Source organism: Polaromonas sp. YR568 (assembly GCF_943372955.1).
In the GTDB taxonomy this organism is placed as follows: Bacteria; Pseudomonadota; Gammaproteobacteria; order Burkholderiales; family Burkholderiaceae_C; genus Polaromonas.
In genome coordinates this window covers 84,178-97,440 of record NZ_CALSAL010000005.1, presented here as the reverse complement: position 1 = coordinate 97,440, position 13,263 = coordinate 84,178, and the positions used below count along the sequence as shown (strand labels likewise).

The following is a 13,263-nucleotide window of genomic DNA, read 5'->3' as shown; positions in this document are numbered from 1 at the left end:
AAGCGGACGGGGTCTGCTCAACGGGCTTATGGTGTTCACGATGCGGAAGGCGCGCGATTGACCAGCACAATGCCCACCGCCACCGTGGCCAGCGCCACCAGCAGCGTCGGCGTGACGGCCTCGCCCAGCCACAGCGCGCCGAACAGCAACGCAAACAGCGGCGTGAAAAACACGAACACCGAAATCTTGGTGGCCGGGTAGCGGCCCAGCATCCACATCCACGCCAGATAGCTGGCAAACGCGCCCACCACCGTCTGCAGCAGCAGCGAGGTGACGGCAAAGCCACTGAACTGCCAGACCCACACCTCGCCTAGCGCCAGCGACAGTGCAGGAAAGCACACCGCGCTGACCGCCAGCTGATAGAACAGCAGCTTTTCTGCCGATACCTTGGTCAGTGTCGAGGCGCGGATTACGACGGTGGTCAGGCCCCACAGCGCGCCGGCCAGCAGGGCCAGCAGGTCGCCACGCGCGGTGGAGGACTGCTCGCTGGTGAAGCCCTCACGCAGCGCAAAGGCCACCGCGACAAACGCGCACAGCAGGCCCACCCATTGCAGGCCGCGCAGGCGTTCGGACTTCACCCACAGCGGCACCAGCAGCGCCACCCAGAACGGCGAGGTGTACAGAAACACCGTGAGCCGCGACGCGGTGGTGTATTGCAGCCCCAGATAGATGCAGGCGAACTCGCTGCCAAACAGAGCACCGGCCAGTAGCCCGGCACGCAGCGAGCCGTCACGCTGCCACAGCGTAATGCCGCGCCACAGGCACCACAGCCACAGCAGCACCGTCGCCCCGATCAGTCGCAGGGACGCCTGGAACATCGGCGGCAGCTCGGCAATCGTGGCCTTGATCAGCACCTGCTGCAGCCCCCAGAACAGGCAGCAGCCCAGCAGCACGGTGATGGCGAAGGCGTCGAGTTGGGATTTGCGTGCGGTCATGCCGGGGCGGGGAAAGTCTGCCTGGCGCCTGATGGGCGCCAAGGGGCAACCAGAATCAGAGCGGGTGCTCGGTATAAAACTTCCCGCCGTGAAACAGCAAGGGCGCGGCACCGGGGCGGTGACTGCAACGCTCCACCTCGCCGACGAAGATCACGTGGTCGCCTTCTTCGTAGCGGCTGCGGTTGAAGCATTCAAAGCTGGCGGCGGCACCTTCGAGCAGCGGCGAGCCGGCGATACCATCGGTGAAGGCCACGCCCTCCCATCGGTCCTGGCGTTTGCCGGCAAAGCGCTCGGCCAGTTCTTTCTGGTCGGCTGCGAGGATGTTGATGGCGTAGTGGGAACCGGTGCTGAGCGCCGGCATGGAACCGGCGGCCTTCGACAGGCTCCACAGCACCAGCGGTGGGTCGAGCGAGACCGAGTTGAAGGAGTTGGCCGTCAGGCCGACCAGCTCGCCAGTGGCGGTGCGGGCGGTAACGATGGTCACGCCGGTGGCGAACATCGCTAGCGAGGCGCGGAATTCGCGCTGTGAAAAGCTGGGCTGGCTGGCTTGGCGGGGAGAAGACATAGGCAACTAATTTAACTGATGCCCCCCGCCCTGCGCTGGCGCAGGTCTTGCCCGCCCGGGTACGGCACCCCGACAGGCTCTAAACTTCGGGCGATGAACCGGTCCTTGCCAAGCTTTCTGGCCGCGGCGGCATTCTGGGGTGTGGCCAGCGCGCACGCCGCAACGCCTTGCGCGGAGTTCTCCACCCGCTTGCCGAACGTGAGCCGTGCGCTGTGCGATGCGGCTCAGCTGCAGGACTCGGGTGTCCGCTCGGTCAACGGTCGCCCGCTGTGGGTGCGCGATGTGGACCCGGGCCGTGCCTCCATGCGAATTCTGGTCACCGGTGCGATTCATGGCGACGAGCTGTCCTCGGCCGCAGTGGCGCTGCACTGGATCCGACTTGCCAGCCAGCCACCGCAGGATGCGCCGCAGACCATCCACTGGCGCTTTGTGCCGGCCCTCAACCCTGATGGCCTGCTGGCCCAGCCGCCGCGTCGCGTCAACGCCCGGGGCGTGGACCTGAACCGCAACTTCCCCACCCCCAACTGGGACCGCGACGCCAAAATCTACTGGGAAAAGCGCACCCGCAAGGACCCGCGCCGCTGGCCCGGGCCGCAGCCGCTGTCGGAGCCGGAGTCGCGCTACCTGCACGAGCAGATGCAGAGCTTCAAGCCGCAGCTGATTGTCAGCATCCATGCGCCGTATGGCGTGCTGGACTTCGACGGCCCTTCGGTGCCGCCTTCACGCCTGGGGCGTCTCTATCTGGACCAGGTGGGCATCTTCCCGGGCTCGCTGGGCAACTACGGCGGTGTGCACAAGGGGGTGCCTGTGGTCACCATCGAGCTGCCTAACTCCATGCGCACGCCGCTCGACAGCGAGATGCGCCAGATGTGGATCGACCTGCTGCGCTGGGTGCATGAGCGGCTGGGCGAGCGCCCCGGCAGCGTTCTTCGCTGACAGCCTTGCAGGACAGCGTCAGGCCGTCACGACCCGGCGCGGCGGGCGAGCGGCGGCCTTGCCGGAAAAGCCATAAAACCCGAAGTCCATGGCCGGCACCTCGCCGCTGATCAGCTCGGCCATGGCCTTGCCAGAGCCTGCGCCATGCGTCCAGCCCAGCGTGCCGTGGCCGGCGTTGACCCACAGGCCGCGCACCTTGGTCTTGCCGATGTAGGGAATGTTGGTCGGCGTGGCCGGGCGCAGGCCGGTCCAGAAGCGCGGGTTGCCGCCGTCGGGCTCCAGCCGCGTGTCGCAGACGCCGGGCAGCACCTGCTCGATGCGCTCGGCCAGCATGCGGCAGCGTGCCTGCGCGACCGGTGTGTCCAGCGACAGGTCGTAGCCGCCGACTTCAATCGTGCCGGCCACACGCAGCTCGTTACCCAGGCGGCTCATCGCGCACTTCACCTCGTCATCGATGGTGCTCACGTATGGCGCCAGTTCCGGCTTGAGCAGGCGGAAGGTGGCGCTGTAGCCCTTGCCCGGATAGATCGGCAGGTCCACACCCACCGTGCGCAGCAGCGGCGCGGTGTAAGAACCGCAGGCGGTGACGACTTCGTCAGCCTTCAGTGTCAGCGCAGGTGCCCGGTCCCCGTCGGGCTGCCGTGGGCGCACCACCACGGCCTCGATGGCGCCGCCACTCGTTTGCAGCTGCGTGATGTCGTGGCCATACAGAAAACGCGCGCCGCGGTCGGCGCAGCGCTGCGCCAGTGCCTGCGTGAACACGCGGGCGTCGCCGCTTTCGTCACTGGCGGTGTAGGTGCCGCCAACGATGCGGTGCGAAAAGGACCGGAACGCCGGTTCAATCTCCAGCAGCTCGGCGGTGCTGATCACGCGCCGCGCCACGCCGTATTTCTGCATCAGCCCGGCCGCCTCGCCAGCGGTCTCGAACGACTGCTGGTCGGTGTAATAGTGCGCAATGCCACGCTCCAGCCGGTGGTACTCAATGCCGGTGGCGGTCACCACCTCTTTCAGCGCCGCATGGCTGTAGGCGCCGAGCGCCACCAACTGCTGCACATTGCGCTCGAAAGCCGCGTCGTTGCACTGTGCCAGGAACTTGAGGCCCCAGCGCCATTGCTGCCAGCCCTCGCCGAGCGGCCACTGCGGGCGGAACAGCAGCGGCGCGTCGTTGCGGAACATCCATTTCAGCGCCTTGAGCGGCGCGTCCTTGTTGGCCCACGGCTCGCAGTAGCTGACAGAGATTTGTGCGGCATTGCCGAAGCTGGTTTCCATGGCCGCGTCGCTCTGGCGATCGACCACGGTGACTTCATGGCCACGCTCCAGCAGGTGCCAGGCCGTGCTGACACCGATGATTCCTGCGCCCAGGACGACAACTTTCATGCGCTCACCTTCATGCCCGGAAGTGTGAAGGAAGTTGCTTTCAATTAACAGTGAAATTAAACTCTCAGCCAAAACATCAGCCAGACTTATAAAAGGATGCGGCATGAGTACATTTGATCCGGATGCCCTGGAGTGCCTTGCGGCCATCGTGGAGGAGGGCGGTTTCGAACGCGCGGCGCAGCGCCTTTCGATCACCCAGTCGGCGGTGTCGCAGCGGCTGCGCGCGCTGGAGGCGCAGATCGGCACCGTGCTGATCGTGCGCAGCCGTCCGCTCAAGCCGACCTCGGCCGGGCAGTTGCTGCTCAAGCACACCAAGCAGCTGCGTCTGCTGCGCGCCGACCTCGAGCGCGACCTCAAGGAGCTGGCGCCCAGCTCGACCGGCGGCGCGCGCGAGGAAGAGCGCATTGCAATCGCCATCAATGCCGACAGCATCGCCACCTGGGCGCTGCCCGCGCTGACCGAGCTGGCCTGCCAGGGCCTGCCGCTGGAAATCATCCACGACGACCAGGACTTCACCCAGGAGTGGCTGCGCGAAGGCCATGTGGTGGGCTGCGTCACCACGCTCAAGCAGGCGCTGCGTGGTTGCAAGGTGACGTCGCTGGGGGCGATGAACTATGTCGCGGTGGCCCAGCCGAACTATGCGCAGAAGCACTGCCCCAAGGGGCTGAGCCCGCACAACTTCCGCGACATGCCCTTTATCGCCTTCAACCGCAAGGACGACGGCCAGACCGAATTTGTCAGCAAGGCCTTTGGCCTGAAGCGGGTGACGCTGAACCAGATGTTTGTGCCCAGCTCCGAAGGTCAGGTGCGCGCGGTGCTGGCCGGCTGGGGTGTGGCGGTGGTGGTGGAGCAGCTGGCCCGTGGCCTGATCGAGCAGGGGCAGCTGGTCAATATCGCGCCGGCCTACACCTTGCCGATCCAGCTCTACTGGCACTGCTGGAACCTCGAATCGGAGGTGCTGGATGCGCTGACCGAGGCGCTCAAGCAGGCCTCAGCCCGCTCACTGGTGGCGTGATTCTGGCCGTGTGAAGGCCCCGCCCGACACCCGCTGGTGCCGACACTGACGAATGGCTGACGGGCGGCCGACAAGAGGTCCGTCCGGGGCAGGGTCTCAAGACAAACCCTCTATGTAAGGGGATGTAACGTCCCTAACCTTGGAGGTTCAGGAGACAACACCATGAACGAGACAAATTGCCCCGCAAGGCTTTCGCGGCGCCTTGCCGGCGCCATTCTTTTTGCCCTGGCCGCTGGCCAGGCCTTCGCACAGTCGGCACCGACACCGGCGCCGGCGCCGGCCAACACCGTGAAGATCGGCGTCATCGGCCCCTTCACCGGCGCCTCGGCGGACTTCGGCGTGCCCATGCTCAACGGCATCCAGCTGGCGGTGGACGAGATCAACGCCGTGGGTGGCTACCTCGGGCGCAAGATCGAGATCGTGCGCCGTGACGACAAGGCCGACCCCGATGTGGGCCTGAAGATGTCGCAGGAGCTGGTGGCTGAAAAAGTGCTTGCCACCGTGGGCTTTTGCAACACCGGTGTGGCGGCCAAGTCGCTGGACGTGTTCCAGACCAACAAGGTGCCGCTGATCATTCCGTGCTCCACCGGCTCGCCGCTGACGGCCAAGTTTCCAGCCCCCGAGAGCTACATCTTCCGCACCTCGGCCAAGGACGCGATCCAGGCGCCGTTCGTGGTGGATGACATCCTCAAGCGCGGCTGGAACAAGGTGGCGGTGTTTGCCGACACCTCGGGCTACGGCGAGGCCGGGCTCAAGGACGTCGAGAAGGCGATGGAAGCCAAGGGACAAAAGCCGGTGTACATCGCGCGCTTTCCGCTGGGCGTGAAGGACCTGACCGAGGAGCTGAAAGCCGCCAAGGCGGCCGGCGCCAATGTGGTCTTCAGCTACACCGTGGGCCCGGAGAACGCCGTGATCGCCCGCGGCCGCCAGTCGCTGGGCTGGAAGGTGCCGCAGGTCGGCGGATGGCCGCTGTCTTTCCCCTTCTTCATTGAAGGCGGCAAGGAAGCCGCCGACGGCGCGTTGATGGCGCAGACCTTCATCGCCGAGCCCAGCAACGAGCGCCGCGCGTCCTTCCTCACCGCCTATGCGCGCAAGTACCAGGTCAAGCGGATTCCCGTGCCGATGGCCGCCGCGCAGGGCTACGACGCCGTCTATCTGCTGGTCTACGCGCTGCTGGGCATCCGCGACGGCAACCTCACCGGCCCGTCCGTCAAGACCGCCCTGGAGAGCAAGAACCGCACGTACTACGGCGTGGTGGCCACCTATGACCAGCCCTTCAGTGCGAACGACAAGGACGCCATCACCCAGAACATGCTGGTGATGGGCATGGTGAAAAACGGCGGCGTGACCTTTGCCTATCCGGAAGACGCCAAGCGCAATCTTTTTGTGCAGCGCAAGCAGTAGCTGTAGCGCCAGAGGAAAAAACTGACGCGGGGCTGCACGCAGGCATGCCGCTGGCTCCCGCGTGCGGGGTGCTTTTAGTCTTCCTTGCCCGCCCGCCCGGACTGTTCTTGCCTGACAATTTGTTGCATGATGAACGCTGATCCCTGATCGCGTGAAAAGGAACAACTTGATGCAGGCTTGGTGGGGGCTTCGTTCGCGCCTGGCGCTGTTGGTGCTGGCTGCCTTGCTGCCGGTGTTCGGCCTGCTCGTCTATTCGACAGCGCAGAACCGCGCGGCCGAGCTGGAGCTGGCGCGCAACAACCTGCGCTCGGAGGTGCGGCTGGCCGCTGTCTACCAGCAGCGACTGGTGGACAAGGTCGGGCAGTTGCTGCGCGACATGGCCAGCGGGCCATCGATCCGCAACACCACCATCCGCCTGTGCGTTCCCTACCTGCAGAACCTGAGGGCGCAAGACCCCGCCTATGCCAACCTCGGCGTGGTGGGCCTGAACGGCCGCGTCACCTGCCAGGCGGTAGATCCTTCGGGCAGCGTTTATCTGGGGGACCGGTATTTCTTCAAGCAGATCGTCGCGGGCGCCAAGTTCGCGGTGGGTGAGTACGCCGTCGGCCGCAGCAGCGGCCGGCCCGGTGTGGGTTTTGGCATATCCGTCCAGGGCGATGACGGTCAGCTCAACGGCGTGGCATTTGCGATGCTCGACATCTCCGCGATTCGCCAGGCGGTCGAAAGCCAGCCCCTGCTGCCCGGTGCCCAGCTGCGCGTTCTGGACCGCAGCGCCCGGGTGCTGGCCTCGCGCCCGGCAGTGCCCTCGGCGGTGGGCCAACCAGACAGCGACGCCGTCGTGGTGCAGGCGGTGCGGGCCAAACGGCAGGGGCTCTGGCAAACGCCAGATGCCCAGGGCGTGGAGCAGGTGTACGCGGTGGAGCCGGTGGGCGGCGATGCGGGCAACCAGCTGTTTGTGGCGATCAGCGTGCCTCGCTCTGCCCTGACGGCAAGTGCGGATCAGGCGTTGCGCTTTGACCTGATCGTGCTGCTCGCCGTGACCGCCCTGGGCATGGCCTGCGCCTGGTGGGCTGGCGGCCGGCTGGTGGTCAAACCCGCGAGGGTGATTGCGCGGCAGGCCGATGCCCTGGCCGATGGCGAGCTGTCTGCCCGCATCCCGGCGAATTTTGCCGGGGCCGGCGAGCTGGGCGCCATCGCGCAGACCTTCAACCACATGGCCGAGTCGCTTCAGACCAAGCGCGCCGAGCTGGAGAATGTGTTGAGCCACGTCGGCGAAGAGCATTCGCGGCTGGAACTCATCATCAACAGCATGAGCGAAGGCCTGATCGCCGTCGATCTGGAGGGGCGTTTTCTGCTGTGCAACGAGGCGACCGAACGCTTCTATCCGGCGGTACCAGACGACGGACTGCTCAGCACCTGGCGTCAGACCCACCAGCTGCTGCGGCTAGACGGCAAGACGCCCTATCCGCACGAGGAGCTGCCCCTGAGCCGCGCGCTGCGCGGCGAGCAGGTAAGCAACTGGGACGTGATGCTGCGCGTCCCCGGCCAGCGCGACCGCATCCTGCGCATGAACGCGCAGCCGCTGCGCGACCCGCAGGGCCAGCTGGTCGGTGGCCTGGCGGTGTTTGGTGACATCACCGAGCGCAAGGCCACCGAAGATTTCGTGATGGCGCAGGAGCAGGTGCTGGAGCTGATCGCCACCGGTGTGGCGCTGCCGCATTCGCTCGAAGCCGTGGTGCGCCTGATCGAGTCGGCCGCGCCCCAGAGCCTGTGCACGGTGCTGCTGGTGGAGGGGGGGCGGTTGCGGCACTGCGCGTCGGTGCGCATGCCGGCGGCATTTGGCCATGTCATCAATGACATGCCGATTGGCCCTGAGGCGGGCGCCTGCGGCACGGCCGCCTTCCGAAAAAAAACCGTGATCGTCGAAAACATCCAGACCGACCCGCTGATGAAGGACTATCTGGCGGTGGCCGAAACCTACCAGCTGCGCGCCTGCTGGTCTGCACCGGTGCTGTCGCAGACAGGCGAGGTCATGGCCACCTTCGCGATCTACCACCCCGAGCCGTGCAAGCCGAGCGCCCGCGACATGGCGCTGCTGGAGACGGCGGTGCGCCTGGCCCGCATCGCGCTGGAGAAAGAGCACGCCGAGGCCGCGCTGCTGGGCAGTGAGAAGCGCTTCCGCGAGCTGGCGGAAAACATCGAAGACGTGTTCTACAACCGCGACATTCACGGCAGCCGCATGGCCTATGTGAGCCCGGCCTACGCCACCATATGGGGCCGAAGCTGCGAGAGCCTGTACGCCGAGCCGCGTTCATACATCGACAGCGTTCACCCGGATGACCGGCATCTGCTGGAAATGGCCGACGAGGTGAATTTGCGGGGCGAGGTGTCGGACGCCGAATACCGGGTGCTGCGTCCCGACGGCAGCGTGCGCTGGGTGCATGACCACACCTATCCGGTGCTCGGGTCGTCTGGTCGGATCGAGCGCGTCGTAGGCACCGCGCGTGACATCACCGAGCGCAAGCTGGCCGACCTGGCGCTGGCCCGCTCCAAGCGGGCGCTGCAGATGCTCAGCGAGTGCAACCGGGCCCTGACGCGCATGGAAGAAGAGCCCGCGCTGCTCGGCGAGATCTGCCGGCTGGCTGTGGAGGTCGGCGGCTACCGCATGGCCTGGGTCGGCTATGCGATGGATGACGAGGCCCGCAGCATCCAGCCCATGGCCCATGCCGGGCACGAAGACGGCTACCTTGCGGCCACGCCACTGAGCTGGGCGGAGTTGACGCCCGGCGGCCTCGGCCCCGCAGGGCAGTGCATCCGCACCGGGCAGCCCAAGCTGAGCGGCGACATCGCCAGCGCAGACAACAGTTTCTACAGTGGCGCGCAGGCCCTGCCGCGCGGCTACCGCAGTGCGATTTTTCTGCCCCTGCGCAACGCCCGGCGCAGCTTTGGCCTGCTGGGCCTGTATGCGGCCGAGCCCCAGCAGTTTGCCGATGAAGAGGTCGGGCTGCTGCAGGAGCTGGCCGACAACCTGGCCTTCGGTCTGGCGGCCCTGCAGTCGCGCCAGGAGCGTGCCCGCATCGAGGCTGCCGTGTTCAAGATGGCGGCCGGCGTGTCGGCCAGCGGCGGCGACGTGTTCTTCCAGGAGCTGGCGCAGAACATGACCGATGCGCTGGGTGCCGATGCCGGCTTTGTGGCCCGTCTGCTGCCGGGTGAACCACTGCGGGCCCGCACCGTGGCGGGCACGGTCGATGGCCAGCCGGTGGCCGGGTTCGACTATGTGGTGACCGATTCGCCGTGCGCCGGGCTGCTCACATCGGACAGCGTCATCATCACCAGCGACCTGGCTTGCGTCGCCCCGAACTCGCTGGCCGTCACCTCGCTCAATGCATCGGCGTACGCGGGCTACTGCCTGAAGGACGCCAAAGGCAAGCCGGTGGGCATGGTCTTCGTGCTGTTCCGCAAGCCTCTGGAGAAGACCAGCATCATGGAATACACCATGAAGGTGTTTGCCTCCCGCGCCGCTGCCGAGCTGGAGCGGCTGGAGGTCGACAACCAGCTGCGCGCGCAGGCTTCGCTGCTGGACCGCGCGCAGGACGCCATTATGGTGCGGCAGCTGGACCGCACCATCAGCTACTGGAACAAGGGCGCCGAGCGCCTGTACGGCTGGACCGCCGAAGAGGTGATCGGCAAGACCATGGTCACCGAGATGTACCGCGACCCGCGACTGCTGGAGGCCACCATGGCCAAGACCATTGCCAACAACGGCGACTGGTCTGGCGAGCTGGAGCAGCGGGCGCGCGACGGCAAGGCGGTGCTGGTGGAAGCCCGCTGGACCGTGGTGCGCAATGCCGAGGGGCAGGTCACCGGGGTGCTGGGCATCAACACCGACATCCGCGAACGGCACCGTGCGCGCGATGAAATCCTGCGCCTCAACGCCAGCCTGGAAGAGCGGGTGCAAAAGCGCACCGCACAGCTGGAGTTTGCCAACAAGCAGCTGGAGGCCTATTCGTATTCCGTCTCGCACGACCTGCGCACGCCGCTGAGCGCGATTGACGGCTTCAGCAACCTGCTGGAGCGCACCCTGGAGAAAACCGCCGATGACCCGGTCACCCAGCGCGGGCGCCACTACCTGGCGCGCATCCGCGCTGGTGTGTCACAGATGGGTGAGTTGATCGACGCCATGCTGGCACTGGCCCAAGTGTCGCGCTCCACCTTGCGCTGGGAAGAGGTGGACCTGAGCGCCATCGCCAGGGACTTGCTCGACGGCTACCAGGAGCGCCAGCCACGCCCCGGCGCGGTGTTGCAGGTCACGCCGGGGCTGGTGGCCAATGGCGACCCGCGCCTGCTCAAGCAGGTGCTGGAGAACCTGCTAGGCAACGCGTGGAAGTTCAGCGGCAAGAAAGACCACACTGAAATCACCTTCGGGCAGAACCTGTCGGTGGACGGTGAAAAGGTGTTCTTCGTGCGCGACAACGGTGCCGGTTTCGACATGACGTATTACGAGAAGCTGTTCGGGCCGTTCCAGCGCCTGCACGGCGTGTCGGAGTTTGCCGGCACTGGCATCGGGTTGGCCACCGTGCAGCGCATTGTGGCCCGTCACGGCGGGCGGGTCTGGGCCGAGGCGGCTGTGGATCAGGGCGCGACTTTTTACTTCACACTGGGCGTGGCCACGCTGTAGCGAGCTGTCATCCAGCCCAGTGGGCCCCAGCAGGGTCTACAGGCTGTGCCCCTGCAGCGTCTCGCGCAGGTTCTGCGCCTTGTCTGCATCGAAGGGCCCGCTGGCGCGCGCCAGCACCTCACCGTCGCGGTTGACCACCACCACATGGGCCTTTTCGGTACCACCCAGACCGGCGGCGCGCACAAAGTGGGCCCGGTCGGTGAACACCGGCACCAGCCGGGCGCGCTCGGCGTCGGCCACATAGTGCTGGCGCAGCCGCGCTTCAAAGGCTTGGCGGCCGGTTTCGCTGCCGGGGTCGGCAATCACCGGCATGCGCACCCAGGCGATGGACGGGTTGTGGCGCAGGCCGAGGCCCTCCACCCAGCTGTCGGCGGCAGGCCGCTGGCTGCGTTCGAAGGTGATCACGGCAAGGGTTCTGTCGGCGGGCAAACCGCCGGGCACGGCGACGGGCTGCTGCATCAGCGTTTGCGTCATGAAGGCAGGCATGCGCCCCATCACCAGAGTGTCGTGAGGGCTGTGGGCCGCCATGACCAGTGTGAGGGCAGCGGCCATCAACCAGGCGCCGACATAAGTCGCATTACTTTTCATGGTCTTCTCCCGTGACGGCGCATGCACCAGCGGTGCAATGGGTCGTCTGGGCAAGATACAGGCAAAGCCCGACCGGCTCCAGCGCAAGGTGGTGACGATCGGTGAACAAGTGATGCAAATTGTGAGCATCGCCGGGCGCTGCGGAGTATCGGTTCAACAGCTTTAACAGGTTCAGTCGGTTCAGATTGTGTGCACCAGAGTCACAAAAAAAAGGGTGCGTTTGCAGTTTGTACTGGTGCGGCATCTTTTGCCTAGAATACGACGATGGTCACCAAACACATTTCGGCAGCGCCTGCGGGCGAGCCGGCCAAGGTTTCATTCAAGGCGCAGATGCTGCAGGTGCGGGAGGACGCCATTGTTCAGGCGGCCAACCGCCTGCTGGCCGAAAAGGGCTTCGACCTGATGACGGTGGACCAGGTGGCCGCCGATGTCGGCATTGCCAAGGCCAGTCTTTACAAGCACTTTCCGAGCAAGGAAGACCTGGCCGCTGCCGCCATGGTGCGTGTGCTCGGCCAGGCGCGTGCATTTCTGGCGGGTTTGCCCGAGGCCGCGCCGCTGACGCAGCTCAAGGCGGTGGCCCGCTGGATGATGGAGATGCAGCTGGCCGGCGACATGCCTTCGCTGCCCAGCCAGAACTCCTCGCTGCGGGCTGCGCTGATGGGCAACAAGGCCTATCTGGACGGGCTGGTCCAGATCAGCGACACCATCGGCGGCTGGATCGAGCAGGCGCAGAAGTCGGGTGAGCTCAACCCCGCCTTGCCGCCCATGCTGGTGCTTTACACGCTGTATGCCCGCGCCTGCGACCCGGTGCTGGAGTTCATGCGCGCCGGCGGTCAGCACAGCGACACCGAGATCATCGACCTGGTGCTGGCCACCTGCTTCGACGGCCTCAGCTCGCGCTGAGTTGAGCGCTGGCGGCGCGACTGCTCCGTGTGTTGATTAACAAGGAAGGCCTGAAGCCCTCCTGCTCCCCTTTGCGCGCATAGCCCAGCGGGTTGGCGACCACGCGGCAGCCGCTTTTCACATAGTCCACCGGGCAATGCAGGTGCCCGTGCAGCCACACATCAGCCAACGGCAGCAGCTCGTCGAGTGCGTTGCAGAAGCCTGCCGTGCCCGCCACCAGACCGTAGCGTGGGTCTGCGCTGAGCAGGCTGGGCGCGAAGTGGGTGATCACCACAGTGGGCCCGTCAAACGGTTCGGCCAGCGCGTCCCGCAGCCAGGTCTGGCAAATCAAGGCCTGCTCCCGCACATCGGCGGCCAGCAGCGGCTGGCCGTCACGGAAAGCGTGGTTCTTGCTCAGATAGAAATTGGCGGCGCGAAAGGCTTTCTCGCGTGCAGCCATGCGGCCACCCACCGGGGCCAGGTCGAGCAGGGCGTCAAAGTCGGACCACAGCGTGGTGCCGACAAAGCGCACGCCTTGCAGCACATGGCTTTCGCGTTCCAGCCAGAGCAGCCCCAACCGCTCGCAGGTTTCGCGCAGGCGTTCGTGCGTGGTGTCGAAATCCAGCCCGTCGTATTCATGGTTGCCCGGCACAAACAGCACCGGTGTGGGCCAGCTCGCGCCACCCTGGCTGACGGGCAGGGGTGAAAAGCGCCGCAGACCGAAGTCGGGAATGTCCAGCGCCAGCAGCTGCGAGCCCGGCTGGTAGGAGCCTATGTCACCCGCCAGTACCAGCAGGTCCGCACCGGGCTGGGGCGCGGCCTGAAAGTGCGGGTTGGATTCGAGGTGGAGGTCGGACAGGAGCTGGATGTTCACGCCTTGATT

The 13,263-nt window shown here is 66.1% G+C and carries 11 protein-coding genes; 6 read left to right on the top strand and 5 right to left on the bottom strand.

The window, feature by feature from the left end:
* Positions 1-35: 35 nt before the first annotated feature.
* On the bottom strand, positions 36-935 hold the full coding sequence (locus AAG793_RS13280) for a DMT family transporter (RefSeq protein ID WP_341908865.1): 900 nt from the start codon (positions 933-935) through the stop codon (positions 36-38).
* A gap of 55 nt (positions 936-990) precedes the next feature.
* Complete coding sequence (locus AAG793_RS13275) at positions 991-1,500, bottom strand: flavin reductase family protein (protein ID WP_341908863.1); 510 nt, start codon at positions 1,498-1,500, stop codon at positions 991-993.
* Positions 1,501-1,593: 93 nt separating this feature from the next.
* On the opposite strand from AAG793_RS13275, the gene AAG793_RS13270 reads away from it, so the two are divergent.
* On the top strand, positions 1,594-2,436 hold the full coding sequence (locus tag AAG793_RS13270; RefSeq protein ID WP_341908861.1) for a M14 family zinc carboxypeptidase: 843 nt from the start codon (positions 1,594-1,596) through the stop codon (positions 2,434-2,436).
* Between the two features lie 18 nt (positions 2,437-2,454).
* Here the strand turns inward: AAG793_RS13270 and AAG793_RS13265 are convergent, their stop codons facing one another.
* Positions 2,455-3,813 carry a D-amino acid dehydrogenase gene (locus tag AAG793_RS13265; RefSeq protein WP_341908859.1) on the bottom strand — a complete coding sequence of 453 codons (1,359 nt, stop codon included), beginning with the start codon at positions 3,811-3,813 and terminating at the stop codon, positions 2,455-2,457.
* A 103-nt stretch (positions 3,814-3,916) separates the two neighbouring features.
* Between AAG793_RS13265 and AAG793_RS13260 the strand changes: the two genes are divergently transcribed.
* The 3 genes from AAG793_RS13260 to AAG793_RS13250 all read left to right on the top strand — a co-directional run bounded on the left by AAG793_RS13260 (position 3,917) and on the right by AAG793_RS13250 (position 10,910).
* The gene (locus AAG793_RS13260) at positions 3,917-4,828 is read left to right on the top strand and encodes a LysR family transcriptional regulator ArgP (RefSeq protein WP_341908857.1); all 912 of its coding nucleotides are present in this window, start codon (positions 3,917-3,919) and stop codon (positions 4,826-4,828) included.
* A gap of 162 nt (positions 4,829-4,990) precedes the next feature.
* Positions 4,991-6,232: an ABC transporter substrate-binding protein gene (locus AAG793_RS13255; protein WP_341908855.1), complete on the top strand. Its 1,242-nt coding sequence runs from the start codon at positions 4,991-4,993 to the stop codon at positions 6,230-6,232.
* Positions 6,233-6,401: 169 nt separating this feature from the next.
* Positions 6,402-10,910 (top strand): PAS domain S-box protein, encoded by a 4,509-nt coding sequence (locus AAG793_RS13250; protein ID WP_341908853.1) that lies wholly within the window; start codon positions 6,402-6,404, stop codon positions 10,908-10,910.
* A gap of 36 nt (positions 10,911-10,946) precedes the next feature.
* On the opposite strand, the gene AAG793_RS13245 is transcribed toward AAG793_RS13250, so the two are convergent.
* Positions 10,947-11,498 carry a hypothetical protein gene (locus tag AAG793_RS13245; protein ID WP_341908850.1) on the bottom strand — a complete coding sequence of 184 codons (552 nt, stop codon included), beginning with the start codon at positions 11,496-11,498 and terminating at the stop codon, positions 10,947-10,949.
* Between AAG793_RS13245 and AAG793_RS13240 the strand changes: the two genes are divergently transcribed.
* The gene (locus tag AAG793_RS13240; protein WP_341908848.1) at positions 11,497-11,664 is read left to right on the top strand and encodes a hypothetical protein; all 168 of its coding nucleotides are present in this window, start codon (positions 11,497-11,499) and stop codon (positions 11,662-11,664) included. The two genes, AAG793_RS13245 and AAG793_RS13240, sit on opposite strands and share 2 nt — an antisense overlap.
* Before the next feature lie 98 nt (positions 11,665-11,762).
* Positions 11,763-12,401 (top strand): TetR/AcrR family transcriptional regulator, encoded by a 639-nt coding sequence (locus tag AAG793_RS13235; protein ID WP_341908845.1) that lies wholly within the window; start codon positions 11,763-11,765, stop codon positions 12,399-12,401.
* Here the strand turns inward: AAG793_RS13235 and AAG793_RS13230 are convergent.
* Positions 12,388-13,254, bottom strand: coding sequence for a metallophosphoesterase (locus AAG793_RS13230; protein ID WP_341908843.1), 867 nt, complete (start codon positions 13,252-13,254; stop codon positions 12,388-12,390). The two genes, AAG793_RS13235 and AAG793_RS13230, sit on opposite strands and share 14 nt — an antisense overlap.
* Between the last annotated feature and the right edge of the window lie 9 nt (positions 13,255-13,263).